This is a genomic window from Chishuiella sp. (assembly GCF_032109125.1).
Classification (GTDB): Bacteria; Bacteroidota; Bacteroidia; order Flavobacteriales; family Weeksellaceae; genus Empedobacter.
Genome location: NZ_DAMCLZ010000002.1, coordinates 291,094 through 307,851, shown reverse-complemented (window position 1 = coordinate 307,851; position 16,758 = coordinate 291,094). Strand labels below are relative to the sequence as shown.

21 protein-coding genes are annotated in these 16,758 nt (G+C 29.1%); 18 read left to right on the top strand and 3 right to left on the bottom strand.

Annotation, left to right across the window (positions count from 1 at the left end):
* Positions 1-8: 8 nt before the first annotated feature.
* From RT575_RS04395 to RT575_RS04385, 3 genes are read right to left on the bottom strand one after another with little or no spacing between them, the layout of a single operon-like run.
* On the bottom strand, positions 9-1,082 hold the full coding sequence (locus RT575_RS04395) for an FUSC family protein (protein ID WP_313579098.1): 1,074 nt from the start codon (positions 1,080-1,082) through the stop codon (positions 9-11).
* Between the two features lie 23 nt (positions 1,083-1,105).
* Entirely contained in the window at positions 1,106-2,083 is a 978-nt protein-coding gene (locus RT575_RS04390) for a D-glycerate dehydrogenase (RefSeq protein ID WP_313579097.1), read from the bottom strand.
* Positions 2,080-2,925, bottom strand: a complete 846-nt coding sequence (locus tag RT575_RS04385; RefSeq protein WP_313385533.1) for an AraC family transcriptional regulator — start codon at positions 2,923-2,925, stop codon at positions 2,080-2,082. Before RT575_RS04385 ends, RT575_RS04390 begins: the two co-directional genes overlap by 4 nt.
* Positions 2,926-3,071: 146 nt before the next feature.
* On the opposite strand from RT575_RS04385, the gene RT575_RS04380 reads away from it, so the two are divergent.
* The 18 genes from RT575_RS04380 to RT575_RS04295 all read left to right on the top strand — a co-directional run bounded on the left by RT575_RS04380 (position 3,072) and on the right by RT575_RS04295 (position 16,751).
* Entirely contained in the window at positions 3,072-4,184 is a 1,113-nt protein-coding gene (locus RT575_RS04380; protein ID WP_313579095.1) for an L-dopachrome tautomerase-related protein, read from the top strand.
* A gap of 12 nt (positions 4,185-4,196) precedes the next feature.
* Positions 4,197-5,180: an aldo/keto reductase gene (locus tag RT575_RS04375; RefSeq protein ID WP_313579093.1), complete on the top strand. Its 984-nt coding sequence runs from the start codon at positions 4,197-4,199 to the stop codon at positions 5,178-5,180.
* An 11-nt stretch (positions 5,181-5,191) separates the two neighbouring features.
* A complete protein-coding gene (locus RT575_RS04370) occupies positions 5,192-6,316 on the top strand; it encodes an aldo/keto reductase (protein ID WP_313579091.1) in 1,125 nt (374 codons plus the stop codon).
* A 3-nt stretch (positions 6,317-6,319) separates the two neighbouring features.
* Entirely contained in the window at positions 6,320-6,610 is a 291-nt protein-coding gene (locus RT575_RS04365) for a DUF3861 domain-containing protein (RefSeq protein WP_313579089.1), read from the top strand.
* 18 nt (positions 6,611-6,628) lie between these two features.
* On the top strand, positions 6,629-7,483 hold the full coding sequence (locus RT575_RS04360; RefSeq protein WP_313579087.1) for an aldo/keto reductase: 855 nt from the start codon (positions 6,629-6,631) through the stop codon (positions 7,481-7,483).
* A 12-nt stretch (positions 7,484-7,495) separates the two neighbouring features.
* A complete protein-coding gene (locus tag RT575_RS04355) occupies positions 7,496-8,347 on the top strand; it encodes an NAD(P)-dependent oxidoreductase (RefSeq protein ID WP_313579085.1) in 852 nt (283 codons plus the stop codon).
* Between the two features lie 39 nt (positions 8,348-8,386).
* The gene (locus RT575_RS04350; RefSeq protein ID WP_313579084.1) at positions 8,387-8,905 is read left to right on the top strand and encodes a VOC family protein; all 519 of its coding nucleotides are present in this window, start codon (positions 8,387-8,389) and stop codon (positions 8,903-8,905) included.
* Between the two features lie 3 nt (positions 8,906-8,908).
* On the top strand, positions 8,909-9,433 hold the full coding sequence (locus RT575_RS04345; protein ID WP_313579082.1) for a DUF1440 domain-containing protein: 525 nt from the start codon (positions 8,909-8,911) through the stop codon (positions 9,431-9,433).
* 11 nt (positions 9,434-9,444) lie between these two features.
* Complete coding sequence (locus RT575_RS04340; RefSeq protein ID WP_313385518.1) at positions 9,445-9,732, top strand: putative quinol monooxygenase; 288 nt, start codon at positions 9,445-9,447, stop codon at positions 9,730-9,732.
* The gene (locus RT575_RS04335) at positions 9,732-10,502 is read left to right on the top strand and encodes an alpha/beta hydrolase (RefSeq protein ID WP_313579080.1); all 771 of its coding nucleotides are present in this window, start codon (positions 9,732-9,734) and stop codon (positions 10,500-10,502) included. Before RT575_RS04340 ends, RT575_RS04335 begins: the two co-directional genes overlap by 1 nt.
* The gene (locus tag RT575_RS04330) at positions 10,502-11,092 is read left to right on the top strand and encodes a cupin domain-containing protein (protein WP_313579078.1); all 591 of its coding nucleotides are present in this window, start codon (positions 10,502-10,504) and stop codon (positions 11,090-11,092) included. The genes RT575_RS04335 and RT575_RS04330 overlap by 1 nt, the downstream gene beginning before the upstream one ends.
* Before the next feature lie 2 nt (positions 11,093-11,094).
* Positions 11,095-11,760, top strand: coding sequence for an NAD(P)-binding domain-containing protein (locus tag RT575_RS04325; protein ID WP_313579076.1), 666 nt, complete (start codon positions 11,095-11,097; stop codon positions 11,758-11,760).
* 15 nt (positions 11,761-11,775) lie between these two features.
* Complete coding sequence (locus tag RT575_RS04320) at positions 11,776-12,165, top strand: DoxX family protein (RefSeq protein ID WP_313579074.1); 390 nt, start codon at positions 11,776-11,778, stop codon at positions 12,163-12,165.
* Between the two features lie 12 nt (positions 12,166-12,177).
* Positions 12,178-12,684, top strand: a complete 507-nt coding sequence (locus RT575_RS04315; RefSeq protein WP_313579072.1) for a DNA-binding protein — start codon at positions 12,178-12,180, stop codon at positions 12,682-12,684.
* 21 nt (positions 12,685-12,705) lie between these two features.
* Positions 12,706-13,557, top strand: coding sequence for a shikimate dehydrogenase (aroE, locus tag RT575_RS04310; protein ID WP_313579070.1), 852 nt, complete (start codon positions 12,706-12,708; stop codon positions 13,555-13,557).
* Positions 13,558-13,665: 108 nt separating this feature from the next.
* The gene (locus RT575_RS04305; protein ID WP_313579069.1) at positions 13,666-14,730 is read left to right on the top strand and encodes a Gfo/Idh/MocA family oxidoreductase; all 1,065 of its coding nucleotides are present in this window, start codon (positions 13,666-13,668) and stop codon (positions 14,728-14,730) included.
* Complete coding sequence (locus RT575_RS04300; RefSeq protein ID WP_313579067.1) at positions 14,727-15,626, top strand: MBL fold metallo-hydrolase; 900 nt, start codon at positions 14,727-14,729, stop codon at positions 15,624-15,626. Before RT575_RS04305 ends, RT575_RS04300 begins: the two co-directional genes overlap by 4 nt.
* Before the next feature lie 12 nt (positions 15,627-15,638).
* Positions 15,639-16,751, top strand: a complete 1,113-nt coding sequence (locus tag RT575_RS04295; RefSeq protein ID WP_313579065.1) for an L-dopachrome tautomerase-related protein — start codon at positions 15,639-15,641, stop codon at positions 16,749-16,751.
* The last annotated feature ends 7 nt before the right edge of the window (positions 16,752-16,758 follow it).

Sequence of the window (16,758 nt, the reverse complement as noted above, 5' to 3'; positions counted from 1 at the left end):
TCTGAGCTCTATTTTTTTGTTTTAATTTGAATATGCTTTTTAATTTGATATCGAAATTTTTCATTATACAATATCCAGCCTCCAAAAGCTCCAAATGTTGAGCCTAAAAAAACATCTTTCAATCTAGCTAGAATCAAAAGATTAGGATCAATTGAATTCGGATGACCAGCTTCGGATAATAAAACTGTCATTGGAGTAATAAATAGAACAGCATAAAAATAATTTTTAACAACTAACAATTCAATAATATATTGAAAAATCATGATTGAAATAATAATTTCAAGTGGTGTCTTCAAGAATGATAAAATAAACCAACATAATATCATTCCTAATGTTGTTCCTAAAACTCTATAAAACCCACGTTGCCATATATGTTTTGCATTTACACCTTGCATTACAGCTAAACAAGAAATAGGAACCCAATAAGGATTATTCAATCCAAACATATGTGCTATAAAAAATGATAACGACATGAATATTCCTATTATTATAGCTTCTAAATAATCAATATTATCTTGAATATCGATATTTGATAAAATATTTTTTGCTTCACTTTTTATATCTGATTTAATAAATAATAAACTAAACAAAAAAGCTATAAAGCATGAAAAAAATACTCCTAAAGTCATTAATCCTATTCTGTAAGGTATCTCACCTAAAGAAAAAGGTATTCCACTGGCCATAGCAGCTATTAAAATAAAAAAGAATGTTCCTGGAGGATTTAATTTTACTTTTTTTGTAATAATATATACTATTGTAGAAAAAATTCCAAATACTATATAAGAAATGCAATAATTAAAACTAAAAAAAATTCCAATCAAATAAGAAAATACAAAACCAAAAGAGCACAATAAAAGTTTAGAAACACGACCTAAAAGATTTGCTTCTGTTGGTAAATAAAGAATAACTAAACCTCCTAAACTTACAGTTAAAGATGCACTAAAATTATCTAAAAAGTAACCTATTAACAATGGTAAACCCACACACAATGAAGCCATAACAGGAATAGCCCAATGTCTTTTAGCTTTTCCTATTTTAAAAATTGATTTTAATTCATTAATTAAATTCTGTTTATACTCCAAAACTTATGATTTTAAACTATAAATTAATTATCAAAAACACTTGGATTAACAATCGTTGGTAATTTTTTACCTTCCACAAATGCTACAATATTTTCTGCAGCAACCCTTGCCATTCCGCTTCTAGCTTCAACTGTTGCTGATCCTATATGTGGAAAAATACATATATTATCTAATGTATTTAATTTTGAATCTTTAGCTAATGGTTCTTTTTCAGTTACATCAAGTCCAGCTCCAAATATATCTCCATTTTTTAAAGCTAAATATAGATCTTCTTCATTCACAAAACCTCCTCTTGCTGTATTAACCAATATTGCAGATGATTTCATTTTATTAAAAGATTCTTTATTAAATTTATGTTGATCTTTTGCTGTATAATTGGCATGTATAGTTATTACGTCAGATTGTTCTAATAATTCATCAAAAGAAACATATTTAGCATTTAACTCTTTTTCTATCTCAGGATGTCTATTTCTATTATGGTAAATAATCGGCATATCAAATGCTCCAATACATTTTTTTGCCATTTCATAACCAATTCTACCTAAACCTAAAATACCCAAAGTTTTACCTTTTAATTCTTGACCAAGATTAGCAATTGGATTAAAATTACTAGACCATTCACCATTTCTTACTTTATTTAAATTAAAAAAAGCGTATCTAGCCACCATTTGCATCAATAAGAATGAAGTATCAGAAGTCGCATTACTCAGAACATCTGGTGTATTAGTAATTGCAACACCATGTTTTGTAGCAGCATCAATATCAACATGATCATACCCTACAGAAAATAATGCTATTGCCTTTATGTTAGGACACTCTTCAAAAAATTCTTCATTAAATTTAGATTTTCCTACACTTAATAAAGCATCACTTTGCTTACAATACCCCAACCATTCTTCGTGTGTCAACTCTTCTTTATCAGGAAAAATAAGTTCAATATTTGGATGATTTAATAATTCAATTCCTATTTTTGGAATACGTTTGTTTAAAAAAATTTTCATACTGTTTGTTTTAATTGATTTGTGTATTGTGACGGACTTGTCTTTTTATGTTTTTTAAAATAATTTGTTAAATGACTTTCATCTGTAAAACCAAATTCATTAGCAATTTGTTTAATAGTATTTTGCTTAAATTCTAATCTTTTTTCAATTAATTTGATACGATAATCATCTAAATACTCTCTGAAGGAAACATCAAAATTCCGTTTGAAATATGTACTAAAATAATTTTCTGCTATATTAAAATGTGAAGAAATTGACTTTATTCTTATCTTTTTGGGATCATATATATTTTGATTGATATATGAAATAAGGTCTTCATTATTAGGAGCTCCATCGTCTATTCTAATATTAAATTTATCTGCTGCTTCCCTAACCAATCCAAAAATGGATAAAATCTGAAAAAATACTAATGGAGATGAAGTTATATTTGGTTTACAATTATAAGATAAAATATTTTCTATTGTTTTTCTTAATATTGTTTTACATGGTTCATCAAATTTTAATTTTTCTTCTTTCAAAACTTGTTTTCTCATGATTGTGAGAGGAGAATTAATAAATAAATTATCCGGAGATAAATACTTATTATCTTTAAAATAAGCATCCGTAAATTTTATAAAAATTAGTCTTGTGGGTTTGTTATAAACAATATAATGTTTATCCTCTGGTGATAATAAAAACAAATCTCCTGTCTTATAATTAAATACATTATTATTCAAGAAATGCTGTCCTGTACCTTTATAGACGTAAATCATTTCATAATAAGTATGACTATGCAAAGGCAAATTATATTGCTCTGTAATCATATCTTCAATTAATAAAGTTTCGTATTGCTTCCTTTTCATAATAAAATACTAATGTTATAAAATTACAATTTTTTATAATGTTATTACAACATTAAAGTTAGTTATTTTATAAATCTTTGTTACGACCATTCAACAATAATGTCTTAACTTAAAGACAATTATTATGTTCCACCAAATAAGTAAAAATGAAAAAAATATTATTCATAACCTTTTTGATTAGTAGTATTTTATATACAAATGCACAAACAAAATATGAAATTGTAACTAAAATTAATCCTCCAAATCCAGATCCCTCTGGTATTGCAGTAAGTAAAAGTAATCGTATTTTTCTTGGTTTTCCAAGACATGCAGATAATCATAAAGAATTTGCGCTAGCTGAATTAGTTAACAATAAAATAATTCCCTTTCCTTCAAAAGATTATGTTTATCCAAATTCAAAATCTTATAAAAATTGGTTAGTTTCTCCTCATGGAATATATATCGATAAAAATGATGTTTTATGGGTTTTAGATGATGGTAAAAGAGCTGGAATAAAAGAAATTCCTGAAGGAGCTGCTAAAGTTGTTGCAATAGATATTAATTCAAAAAAAATACTTCATTCAGTTATCGTTCCTAAAAACGTTTTATCAAATGAAGCCCATTATAACGATCTTCGTGTTGATCTTTCTCATGGTAAACAAGGTACAATATATATAGCGAATTCTGGCTTTGGTCAAAATTTTTCTTTAGTTGTATTAGATGTAGCAACGGGAAAAGGAAAAGAAGTTTTACTTAACCATTATTCTACTTCACCTGATCCAGGTTTTATGGGATTTTTAGAAGGTCAACCGCATGAATATGATTTTAAAAATCAGACTTTTCCAAATGGAGGTGCAGATGGTATTGCAATTAGTCCAGATGAAAAAACACTTTATTGGACTGCCATTACAGGAAGAAAATTATACAGCTTACCAACAACTATTTTGAGTGATTTTAATGCAACAGAAAAACAAGTGGAAGATGCCGTAAAATTTGAAGGAGAACATCCTGCTTGTGATGGATTAGCAGAAGACGAAAAAGGAAATATTTTCTTTGGATCATTTGAACAACAGTCTTTATTAAAAAGAAATAAAGAAGGACATTACACCTTACTTGCTCATGACAAAGAAAATTTTGTTTGGCCTGATGGATTAGCTTATCGCAATGGTTATTTATATGTAACTCTTGGACAATGGAATAGATTACCAGGTTTTAATGGTGGTAAAGATTTAAGAAAACCTCCATATTTAGTTGTAAAAATAAAAACTGAACAACAATAAAAAATACTTAATATGAAATATAGAAAATTAGGAAATAGTGATTTAGAAGTTTCTGCAATAACTTTTGGAGCTTGGGCTGCAGGAGGATGGATGTGGGGAAGTACAGATAGAAATGATGCTATAGAAGCTATTAAAGCATCCTATGATGTTGGAGTAACTTCTATAGATACTGCTCCTATTTATGGACAAGGAACAAGTGAAGAAATTGTAGGTGAAGCTATCAAAGAAATTTCAAGGAACAAAGTCCAAATTTTAACAAAATTTGGAATGCGTTGGGACTTAGCTAAAGGTGATTTTGCAATGCATAGTAAAAATAATGATGGTAAAGATATTGATGTTTATAAATATGCTGGTAAAGAAAGTATCATTTATGAATGTGAACAAAGTTTAAAACGTCTAAATACAGATTATATCGACTTATATCAGATTCATTGGCCTGATTCTACAACCCCAATAGATGAAACTTTTGAAGCAGTATCAAAACTAATAGAACAAGGAAAAATTCGTTATGCTGGTGTTTGTAACTATGATGCAAAACAAATGGAGGAAGCTGAAAAGACATTAAAATTAGTCTCTAATCAAATTCCTTTTAGTATGGTTAATGGAGGTATTGAAGACGAAACTGTTCCTTACTGCATCGAACACAATAAATCAATCCTTGCTTACAGTCCTTTAGAAAGAGGATTATTAACTGGTAAAATTCATACCAATTATAAATTCCAAGAAGGTGACCATAGAGCTAATTTACCTCATTTTCAGCCTGAATTTATTGAAAAAACAACAATTTTATTAAATAAACTAAAACCTATTGCTGAAAAACATGAAGCAACATTAGGTCAACTTGTTTTACGTTGGACTATAGAACGTGCTGGAATTACAGTTGCTTTAGCAGGTGCAAGAAATGCTGAACAAGCAGTACAAAATGCAAATGCAATTAATATTAAATTATCGCAAGAAGAAATTAATACAATCAATGAGTTTGTAAACCAATTTTAAAATTTGAAATCATGGACAGAAGAAAATTTATTAAAAATACAACATTAGCATCAGCAGGTCTAGCTACAATGTCTTCTATTCCTGCTTTCGCAACAAACTTATTTAAAAATAATCCAATGGAACAATTTAAAAACTCAGATAAACACAAAAGATTTCGTCCAAAACATAAAGCAGGTTTTGGTGGAGTTGCTTTAGGAAATGGATTTAATGAAAATCCAAACATAGAATGTTTACAATCTATTGAAGCTGCTTGGGATGCTGGTATTCGCTATTTTGATACTTCACCTTGGTATGGCTTAGGAATTAGTGAACGTAGAATGGGATTATTTCTTAAAGATAAAAAACGAGAAGATTATACACTTTCAACAAAAGTTGGAAGAATTTTGAAACCTCATAACGATTTTAAACTAGAACGTGGTTTATGGAAAGGACAACTTAATTTTTCGTATGAATATGATTATTCTGCTGCTGGAGTTAGAAAAAGTGTCGAAGATAGTCTACAACGATTAGGCGTTGGTTCTTTAGATATTGTTTTTATTCATGATTTATCTCCAGATAACGGTGATATGAAAGAAGATTGGGTTAAATATTTTGATATTGCAACTAAAGGTGCCATGCCTGAATTAACAAAAATGCGAGAAGAAGGTTTGATTAAAGGTTGGGGATTTGGTGTTAATACAATAGAACCTATTATTAAGGCAATTGATGTTGCTGACCCTGACATATTCTTATCTGCATGTCAATATTCTTTAATACATCATGCTGATGATTTAAACAAAGTATTTCCAAAAGCTTCTGAAAGAGATATTTCTATTGTTGTTGGAGCTCCTCTTTGTGCAGGTTTTTTATCAGGAAAAGACCGTTACTTATATGGAGGTGAATTTCCTAATGGGGTAAAAGAAAAATTAACAGCATTAAATCGTATTGCTAAAAATCATAAGGTAGATTTAAGAACTGCCGCATTACAGTTTGCTGCTGCTCCAGAGGTTGTTTCTGCTGTAATTCCAGGAGCACATACAATACAACAAGCACAAGAAAATGCTGCCTCTTTTAAAGCTACAATTCCTTCTGATTTTTGGAAAGAATTAAAACATGAAAAATTAATTGAGCAAAATGCTCCAATTCCAATTATTTAAAAAATGGAAAAAAGAAATAATACCTATCAAATAGATTTAAAAGAAATAAAACTAAAAGATGGTACAGAAGGTTCACAAACGCTAAATTTTGAGTTTGATAATCATGATGATTTGTTTAAGATTTTTGATATTATTCGCTCTAAAAATATTTTTGACACAGAACAAACTTCAAATGAGTTTGCACTTGGTTTAAAATTATTTACAGAAGTAATTATTAAAAATAAAGAAAATCCTTTATTTGATGAATTACGTCCAGCAATAATGGATTTTATGAAAAAATTAAAAAGTCAATAATAAAATTAATCTCATACAATGGAATACATAAAATTAAATGATGGAAACATAATTCCTCCTATTGGATTTGGAACCTATAAAGCAACAGAGCAAGAAGGAATAGAATCTGTGAAACAAGCCTTAAAAAATGGTTATCGTTTACTTGATGGTGCTGCAAGATATGAGAATGAAGAAGCTGTAGGAAAAGGTATAAAAGAAAGTGGTCTTTCTAGAGAAGATGTTTTTATCACAACTAAAGTTTGGAGAGAACATCTTGGTTATGAAGAAACAAAAAAAGCTTTTTATACTTCTTTAAAACAATTGGGACTAGATTATATTGACCTTTATTTAATTCACTGGCCTGCCAATTATAAAAATTTTGGTGATAATTGGAAAAAAGTGAATGCAGATACTTGGAGAGCTTTAGAAGATTTACAAGAGGAAGGAAAAATAAAATCTATTGGTGTAAGTAATTTTTTAGTGGAACACTTAGAGGCTTTGTTAGAAACTGCTAAAGTAATCCCAGCAATCAACCAAATAGAATTTCATCCAGGTTATTGGCAACAAGAAGTTAAAGAATATTGTGACAATAAGAATATTATTGTAGAAGCTTGGTCTCCATTTGCAAGAGGAAGAGTTTTCAATAATGAATTATTACAAAAAATAGCAGAAAAACATAAAAAATCTATTCCACAAATTTGTTTAAAATGGTGCTTACAACATCATGTAATTCCTATTCCTAAGTCTACAACTGTAGATAGAATTATTGATAATATAGACATTTTTGATTTTGAATTAACAGAAAAAGAAATGCTAGAAATAAATGAAATTCCGCAAATAGGATTTAGTGGAGAATTACCAAATGAATGGCCAGACCGTTTACCTGCATCATAAAAAAAGAAAAAAATGAGTACAAACAAAATAGGGTTCATCGGACTTGGAAACATGGGACATCCGATGGCTAAAAACCTTGAAAAAGCAGGTTTCTCTTTAGCTGTTTATAATAGAACTATTGAGAAAGCAAAAGATTTTGAAAAACAATCTACTATTTATGATAGTATAGAAAAATTAGTAGAAAATAGTGATATAATTTTTACAATGCTTACTAATGATAAAGCTGTAAAAGATGTTTATGAACAAATTGTTTCTTTAGACATTAAAGGAAAATTATTTGTTGATATGAGCACAATATCACAAGAAGCTACAACAGAGAATGCTAAACTTATAAAAAGTAAAGGCGCTTCTTTAATTGATGCACCTGTTGCTGGAAGTACTAAACCAGCTACCGATGGTACTTTAATCATTATGGCTGGAGGAGATAAAAATGATGTTGAAAAAGCTGAACCTTACTTAAATAAAATGGGGAAACTAGTAAAACATCTTGGTGAAAATGGGAAAGGAATTGCGGCTAAACTTTCTATTAATTATTTTTTGTCTATGATTTATCAAGGTTTAGCAGAAACAGTTTTGTTCTCAGATAAATTAGGTATTGACAAAGGTGATATGTTAGAAATTATAAATGAAAGTGCTAGTGGAAGTGGTGCTACGAAAGTAAAAACTCCTTTGTTACTAGAGAATGATTTCACACCAGCTTTTGGTTTAGATTTAATGTTAAAAGATGTTTTACTAGCTAAAGATGCTGGAGCAAATTATCCTCTTGGTAAAACTATTTTTGAATCTTACCAAGCTGCGCATGATAATGGATTTGGAAATGATGATGTCATTGGAATTATCAACTATCTAAAAAATTTAAAATAAACTTAAATAAACTATATAACCACCTCTAAAACTATTAATATGAATAATGGAATTTTTCGTGGAATTGACCATATAGGTTTAACAGTTCCTGATATTGAAGATGCTACTATATTTTTTAAAAATGCCTTAAATGCTAATGTTTTATATGATGTACTTCCAAAAGATGATAAACCAATGGAAGGTAAAGAAACAGAAACTCAATTAGGTATTCCAAAAAATAGTAAAATAGTACATATGCGTTTATTAGAAATAGGAAATGGTCCAACAATAGAGATGTTTCAATTTTCTAATACACCTCAGAAAGATACTGCTAACTTAAATGATTTTGGTTGGCAACATATTGCATTATATACAGATGATATAGAAAAAGCAACTGAGCAAGTGAAATTAGCTGGAGGAAAATTATTATCAGAACCTCATCCTTTAGCTAATGTAGAAAATGGACCTCGTAACAGAGGTGTTTATTTTAAATCACCATGGGGTAGCTTGATTGAATTAATTTCTTATCCTGATGGTTTAAAAGACAAAAATTTACATCGTTGGACACCAAAAAAATAAAACATGAAAAATTCTTCAAAAATAGTATTACAAGGTATTGCAATAGGCCTATTTGCTTCATGGGTAAAATCTTTAGCTGAACCTCCTCTTCAAGAAATCGGTGAAAAATATTTTCCTCCTACTTCAGAAGAATTAGAATTAAAGGGCGCTGATGTAAATGGTCAACCAGAAAATATGCCTCCTGCTGTATTATCAAAACAAGTTTATCACTGTTATACTGATAAAAACCTATCTAAAAAAGACACTCTAAAATCTATGAAACACATTCATTATGGTTTAGGTGCATTCATTGGAATTGTATATGCTAAGATTTTCAGTCAACAAAAAAAATCATTTCCTCTACAGGGTTTAGCTACTGGTTCTGCAGTATGGTTAGCAACACATGGATCTACTGTTCCAGAATTAGGATTACAAGGTAAAGTAAAAGATATGCCAAAATCTTGGTGGGTTTGGGAATATGGATCTCATCTTGTTTTTGGAGTTGCATTAGAAAAAAGTTATAAACTGATTAAAAAAATTATTAAATAAAAAATAAAATTATGTTACAAGTAATTGCAAAAAGTATCGCAAAAGACGATAAAATAGAAGAAACTAAAAAAGCTTTAGAAGCTTTAGTTAATCCAACAAGAAAAGAAGATGGTTGCATTAAATATGAATTATTTCAAGATTTAGATCATCCTGAAGTTTTTGTATTCTCGGAAGAATGGGAAAGTAAAGCTAAATTAGAAGTTCATCTAAAACAACCTCATTTAGTAAACTGGGCTGAACTTTCAAAAACATTATTGAAAGAGCCTATGGAAGTTTCATTATTAGAAAAATTAGCATAATGAGAGTTACGGGGTTATTATCATCTATTTGTATATGTTTACTTTTTATATGTTGCAATGGCAAGAATAAAAAAGTTGAAACGATAGAAAAAAATATAATTGAAGAAAATTCTGTTGTCGAGAATGATTCTCTTAATTATCTGATTCGTGATGCAAAGGGGTCTGAAAAGCCTATTTTACTTATATTAATGCATGGATTTGGGGCAAATGAAGAAGATTTATTCCCTATAGCCGCATCTTTGCCTGAAAATTATATTGTAGTAACCCCACAAGCTCCTTATAAGATTGGGAATGATAATTACCAATGGTATAAAAATGAGAAAGATAAAAATGGAAATTTTAGTGGACGAAAAGAAGATTTAGATAATAGTATACATAAAATAGAAGATTTAATAAAATATCTACAAAATGAATACAAGATAAAAAGTGATAGAACTTTTATTGGTGGATTTAGTCAAGGGGCGAATATGAGTTACTTGATAGGTTTAGAAAATCCGAAATTAGTAAAAGGTATTGCTATTTTAAGTGGTACTATTTTTAGTCGAATAAAAAATGATAAAAAACTTGATAAATCTTCTGGATTAAAAATTTTTATTGGTCATGGAGACCAAGATAATAGAATTCCTTATAGTGAAGCTGAAACAGCCAAAAAATGGTTAGAAGAAAATAAATATTCTGTTGATTTTCATACTTACAAAGGAATATCTCATTCTATTTCTGAACAAGAAATAAATGATTTAGCTGAATTTATACATAAAAACTTAGAGTAATGGATAGAAAAAAGTTTATTAAAAACTCTGCTATGGGTTTAGCTTTTATACCTTTTGTAAAATTGAATGCTATGTTGAATTTAGATGTAAAACATGAAGAATTTTTTTTTAAAGATGATGGTATAATTCCAAATAGTAAATATCCTCTTTTGGTGTATAAAAATGCTTTTTCGGAAAGAGGTACAACAGGTGCTGACTGGCTAGAAAAGAAATTCAAAGCAAATGATTGGTACAATTCGTGGCGATGGGGTATTTATCCTTTTCATCATTACCATAGTATTACGCACGAAGTATTGGGTTGTTTCCAAGGTAATGCAGAAGTACATATGGGTGGCCCTAATGGTAAGAAAATGAAAATAGAAGCTGGTGACATTCTTATTATTCCTGCAGGAGTTGGACACAAATGTATTTCACATTCTAATGATTTTACTGTAGTTGGTGCTTATCCTAATGGAATGACTTGGGATTTAATAAAAGAAGAAAAAAATAAACATGAGCAAGCTGTAAAAAATATTGCTCAGGTTCCTTTCCCCCCAGAAGACCCATTACTTGGTAATGGAGGATTAATGAAACAATGGAAAACAAAATAATTATGAAAAAGTGGATTTTAAAAACAGTTTTATTCTGTCTATTTTGCTCTATAACAGCATGTGGACAAAATAAATCAAATAAAGAATCGGATAATTCGATTCCAACAAAAGAAACAATCGGAATTATAGGTGCCGGAAATGTGGGAAGTACATTGGGAGAAAAATGGGCAAAGGCTGGATATAAAGTTTTATTTAGTAGTTTGAATCTTGAAGAATCTAAAAAGCTAGCTGAAAAAACTGGTCATCAATCAGAAGGAGTTTCAGTTGAAGATGCTGCAAAAAGAGGAAATATAATTGTACTTGCTGTTCCTTTTAAAGCAGAAGCATCACTTAGTAAACAAATTGGAACATTGATTGAAGGTAAAATTTTATTAGACTGTGACAATGCCTACCCTGGTCGAGATGGTGATATAGCAAATGAAGCGAAAGCTATCGGTGTTGCTTATTACTCTTTTCAACATTATTTTCCTAATGTAAAAATGATTCGTGCATTTAGTTCTTCAGCTATTGTTAATATTAGAAATGCTAATAAAAATAATCCTATAACAGTTCCTTATGCACTATCTGATAATTCTATAAAAAACATTGCAGAAGAACTGATAATTGCTACTGATGGAATTCCTAGATATATCGGTGATATTAAAAACAGTAAGTCTTTGGATTATTAAAAATTTTTATAAAAAATGAAAAACTTTAAAACCACATTTTTCTTTCTAAGATTACCTATCGCTATATCTCTTGCTGGTCATGGATTAGTAAGGCTACCAAAATTAGAGGGGTTTAGCGCTTGGATGGTAAAACAAATGGAACCTTCCATATTACCTACATCTTTAATCATTCCTTTTAGTTATATTCTTCCTATTGCTGAGGCTATTATTGGTTTATTATTAATAGGTTTTAAAATAAATTATAGTCTCTATGCTGGTTTAATATTAATGAGTATCCTAATTTTTGGAAGTTGTTCTATCGAAAATTGGGGAGCTATTGAAGCTCAATTATTACATAGCTTTTACCTTTTTGGGTTGTTATGGTTTAAAGAAAAAGAGGAATTAATTCCTTCAAAAACTAATTAAAAAAAATGAAAAATGAAAAAAATATTCATCTTAAATTTTTTAATCTTATTAATCTCAAGTCATATGAATGCACAAGTTATAAAAGGCACTCTTTGGAATGCTAAAAAAGTAGAAAATACTTATGTTATAAGTATAAATGATAAAGCAAGTATTATTGATGCATTAACTGATTTTGTAAAAAATCAGAATATAAAATCTGGACAGATTACAGGAATTGGAGCGACCAATAATGCTACTCTAAGATTTTTTGATCCAGTGACAAAAAAATATGTAGATAAAACTTTTAAAGAGCAAATGGAGATTGCTAATTTATCTGGTAATATTTCTGAAAACAATGGTTCTCCTCTACTCCATTTACATATAACATTAGGAAGAAATGATTACACAGCTTTAGCAGGTCACTTATTGGATGCAAATATTCGTGGTGCTGGAGAAATATACATTTATCCATTAGACAGTAAAATAATAAAAACAAAAAATGAAAACATAGGTCTTAATATCTATGATTTTGAAAAATAATTTATATAACACAATAAAAAAATGACAACAGATTTTTTACCTGAAATTACAGGATCATTTGCTAATCCTGCATCAGAAAACCCTACAGTTGCTATGGTAGAAGCAGCATATAAACATCATAACTTACATTTTCGTTATTTAAACTGCGAGGTAACTTCAGAAAATTTGAAGAATGCTGTAGAAGGTGCTAAAGCAATGGGATGGACTGGTTTTAATTGTTCAATTCCTCATAAAGTAGATGTTATACAATATTTAGATGGATTAGGTGAATCAGCAAAATTAATTGGTGCTGTAAATACTATTGTTAAAAGAGATAACAAATGGATAGGCGAAAATACTGATGGAAAAGGCTTCGTTAAAGCGATGAAAGAAGTCATTGATCCAAAAGGGAAAAAAGTAACTTTATTTGGTGCTGGTGGAGCTGCAAGAGCCGTTGCTGTAGAAATGGCATTAGCTGGTGCGAAAGAAATACTAATTGTAAATAGAAGCGAAGAAAGAGGAAAAGAAGTTGCTGAATTAGTTAATACTAATACCAATGCAAAATCTTCTTATGTTTCTTGGGTTGACAATTACTCTATTGAAAGTGATTCTGATATTGTAATTAATGCAACAAGTATTGGTCTATTTCCTAATGTTGATGATCAATTAAATATAAATTTTGATTCAATTTTACCAGAAATGGTTGTTGCTGATGGAATACATAATCCTCCATTAACTCATTTTTTAAAAACCGCTATCTCAAAAGGTTGCAAAACTGTAAATGGTTTACAAATGTTAGTTAACCAAGGTGTAATTGGCGTAAAATATTGGACTAATGTTGATGTTGATGCTAAAGTTATGCATGATGAATTAAAAAATGTTTTAGGTATATAATTTAAAAATAAAGCATTAGTAATAGATTATTTCAATTATTAATGCTTTATTTTTTTTATTTAAAAGTCTATCTTAACTGTCTACAAACCACAAAAAATACATTTAAAAATGACTAAAAATAAAATAAATACTGCAATAATTGGATACGGTTTTTCTGGCTCTATTTTTTTTGCACCTTTTCTACATTTACATGATGGTTTTGAGCTAATTGGTGCTGTAGAAAGAAATACAAAAAAAATCCAAAAAGACTATGATTATGTAAAATCATTTGACACTATTGATGAATTATTAAATGATAATACTATAGAATTAGTTGTTGTAAATACTCCAATTGACACACATTATGAGTTAGCGAAAAAAGTATTAGAAGCTGGTAAAAATGTAATTGTAGAAAAAACATTTACTAATAATGCTGAACAAGCACTAGAATTATTTGAATTAGCAAAATCTAAAAATTTACATTTATTTGTTTACCAAAATAGACGTTTTGATAGTGATTTTCTGACAACAGAAAAAGTTATTAACTCTGGTAAATTAGGTAAAATTGTAGAAGCAACTATCTCTTATGATTTTTACATTCCTAAAACTCGAGGAGATGTACATACTGAACAAGCTCTAAGTGGAGGCGAATTTAATAATAGAGGATCTCATGTTATTGACCAAGCTATAAAATTATTTGATGTCCCAGATGCTGTCTTCGCAGATTTTTCAGCCTTTAGACCAAATTCTCCAGTAGAGGATTATTTTGAAGTAATATTAATATATCCAGATAAAAGAGTTAAAGTTCGTGCAACTGATATTTCTTTAGCCAATCAACATGGATATATTATTCATGGGATAAATGGTAGTTTTCTTAAATCGAGATCAGATATACAAGAAGAGCGATTATTAGATGGAGAAAAACCAAAATCAACACCATGGAGCAGTGAAGATAAATCTGAACAAGGAAAGCTGACTTATCTTGAAAATGGAGAGAAAGTTGTAGAAACAATTCTTACAGAAGATGGGAATTATTATAATTATTTTGAAGCTGTATTTCAGTCAATCAGAAATAATGCCCCTTCGCCTGTAACAGGCTGGGATGGTTATAAAACAATGCTTGTTATGGATGCTGCAAGGGAAAGTGCTGCAACTAAAAAAGTAATTAATATTGATAAAAGTAAACTATCATGATAAAAACTTTAATAAGTTGTCTAATGACTTTTGGACTATTAATGACAACAAATGCACAACAAATAGAATATAATGATGTCCTATTAAATAAAATTAGAAAAGCGTCAGAATCTGTTCATGGAGATAAAGCAAAAGAAGTTCGTTATACAATTTTTGCTGAAAGCCCTAGAACTTTTAAAGCAACAATAGAAGGCGGTGATGATAAACCATATATACAGGCTAGAACTGCATACCAATTAGTTTTTCCAAAATCAACAATTATGATTGATTCAGGAATGGACGAAGAAGTGCATAACTTTTTTGGGAATGGTACTAAACAACCTTATTTCAAATCAAAAAACGATAGCGTTCAATTAGCATTAAATCAAGCTGAAAAAATAATTATTACACATGAACATGGAGATCATGTTGCAGGAGTTTTAAGGTCAAAAAATTACAAAAAAAATGCCCTTAAAACAATCATGACATATCAGCAAATTAATACACTGCTTAATAAACCGCAAATGCCTCAATTAAAAATTGACTCGACACAAATTAAAGATTTCATAGCTGTAGATTTTTATGATATTCTTCCAATCGCACCTGGAGTAGTTTTAATTAAAGCACCTGGACACACTCCTGGAGAAATTATGGTTTATACAAAAATGAAAAATGGAAAAGAATACCTTTTTACTGGTGATGTTAGTTGGTCTTATGCAGGTATTGAAGAAAAAAAGCAAAAACCAAAAGAACAAATAAAACGTATTGGTGAAGATGAAACTAAAATTCAATACCAATTGGATTGGTTAAATACTCTTCCAAATAAAGGTATTCAATTAATTGTTAGTCATGATAATATTATACAACCTCAGCTTGTAAAAAAAGGCATTTTAAAAGATAAATTATTAATTAACTAAAAACTTAAAATTATGATTAGAAAACGAATCAAACATTTATGTTTAATTATAATAACTTTATGTACAGGTATGAATAGTTTTGCTCAAAAATATCATAGTGATAATTTAATTACCGCAGCCTCTTTAGATAAATATAAGGCTATTGGTGTAAGTGTCAATTCTAATAATAGATTATTTGTTTCTTTTCCAAAAGCAAATGATGATTATCAATATGGATTAACAGAAATTGTAAATGGAGAACGAGTTCCTTATCCAAACATAGAGTGGAATAAAAAAGGAGATGAAGCAAATCATTTTGTAAATGTACAAGATTTATTTGTTGATGCGAATGACTTTTTATGGGTTTTAGACTCTAAACCAGCTCCTTCTGCATCAATTTTCGGAAGTACAGAAAAAGAAACAGAAGGGCAATTTAAATTATTAAAAATAAATACTAAAACTAACAAGGTTGAACGTATTTATACTTTTGATGATTTAGATAAAAAAACATCTGGGTTAAATGATATTCGTGTAGATGTCAAAAAAAACAAAGCTTATTTTTCTGACCCAGGTCAAGCTGCAATTATTGTTCTTGATTTGAATTCTGGAAAAACACGAAAAGTTTTAGAAAAAACTCAATTCACTTTAGCTGACCCTTCTATCGTTCTTTCTTATGATGGAATTGTGATGAAAGATAAAGATGGAAAACCTTTTTTGTCTAATGTTAATGGAATTGCATTGACACATGATTTTAAATATTTCTATTTCAAACCTATTAATAAAAATCAATTGTTTAGAATTGAAACTAAATATTTAGTTGATGAAAAATTATCTGACAAAGATTTAGAACAAAAAGTTGAAAATATGGGAGATGTTGGAATTACTCATGGTTTAATTGCAGATAAAAAAGGAAATATTTATTTAACAACCTCTATAGATTATACAATAAAATATTTAAGTCCAGATGGTAAATTACATACCTTGATTCAGGATTCACGTCTAATTTGGCCTGATTCTCTAGGAATTGGTACAGATGGATATTTATATTTTTCTTGTGCACAATTACCTAGAGATCCAAAATGGAACGATGGTGAAAACCGAGTAGAATTACCATATAGAATATTTAAAGTTAAATTACCTCAATAAAAATTAA

Bases quoted from the DNA above. Each gene is read 5' to 3' on its own strand.
- RT575_RS04390 (WP_313579097.1), bottom strand. From the start codon at position 2,083: ATGAAAATTTTTTTAAACAAACGTATTCCAAAAATAGGAATTGAATTA.
- RT575_RS04385 (WP_313385533.1), bottom strand. From the start codon at position 2,925: ATGAAAAGGAAGCAATACGAAACTTTATTAATTGAAGATATGATTACA.
- RT575_RS04380 (WP_313579095.1), top strand. From the start codon at position 3,072: ATGAAAAAAATATTATTCATAACCTTTTTGATTAGTAGTATTTTATAT.
- RT575_RS04375 (WP_313579093.1), top strand. From the start codon at position 4,197: ATGAAATATAGAAAATTAGGAAATAGTGATTTAGAAGTTTCTGCAATA.
- RT575_RS04370 (WP_313579091.1), top strand. From the start codon at position 5,192: ATGGACAGAAGAAAATTTATTAAAAATACAACATTAGCATCAGCAGGT.
- RT575_RS04365 (WP_313579089.1), top strand. From the start codon at position 6,320: ATGGAAAAAAGAAATAATACCTATCAAATAGATTTAAAAGAAATAAAA.
- RT575_RS04360 (WP_313579087.1), top strand. From the start codon at position 6,629: ATGGAATACATAAAATTAAATGATGGAAACATAATTCCTCCTATTGGA.
- RT575_RS04355 (WP_313579085.1), top strand. From the start codon at position 7,496: ATGAGTACAAACAAAATAGGGTTCATCGGACTTGGAAACATGGGACAT.
- RT575_RS04350 (WP_313579084.1), top strand. From the start codon at position 8,387: ATGAATAATGGAATTTTTCGTGGAATTGACCATATAGGTTTAACAGTT.
- RT575_RS04345 (WP_313579082.1), top strand. From the start codon at position 8,909: ATGAAAAATTCTTCAAAAATAGTATTACAAGGTATTGCAATAGGCCTA.
- RT575_RS04340 (WP_313385518.1), top strand. From the start codon at position 9,445: ATGTTACAAGTAATTGCAAAAAGTATCGCAAAAGACGATAAAATAGAA.
- RT575_RS04335 (WP_313579080.1), top strand. From the start codon at position 9,732: ATGAGAGTTACGGGGTTATTATCATCTATTTGTATATGTTTACTTTTT.
- RT575_RS04330 (WP_313579078.1), top strand. From the start codon at position 10,502: ATGGATAGAAAAAAGTTTATTAAAAACTCTGCTATGGGTTTAGCTTTT.
- RT575_RS04325 (WP_313579076.1), top strand. From the start codon at position 11,095: ATGAAAAAGTGGATTTTAAAAACAGTTTTATTCTGTCTATTTTGCTCT.
- RT575_RS04320 (WP_313579074.1), top strand. From the start codon at position 11,776: ATGAAAAACTTTAAAACCACATTTTTCTTTCTAAGATTACCTATCGCT.
- RT575_RS04315 (WP_313579072.1), top strand. From the start codon at position 12,178: ATGAAAAAAATATTCATCTTAAATTTTTTAATCTTATTAATCTCAAGT.
- aroE (WP_313579070.1), top strand. From the start codon at position 12,706: ATGACAACAGATTTTTTACCTGAAATTACAGGATCATTTGCTAATCCT.
- RT575_RS04305 (WP_313579069.1), top strand. From the start codon at position 13,666: ATGACTAAAAATAAAATAAATACTGCAATAATTGGATACGGTTTTTCT.
- RT575_RS04300 (WP_313579067.1), top strand. From the start codon at position 14,727: ATGATAAAAACTTTAATAAGTTGTCTAATGACTTTTGGACTATTAATG.
- RT575_RS04295 (WP_313579065.1), top strand. From the start codon at position 15,639: ATGATTAGAAAACGAATCAAACATTTATGTTTAATTATAATAACTTTA.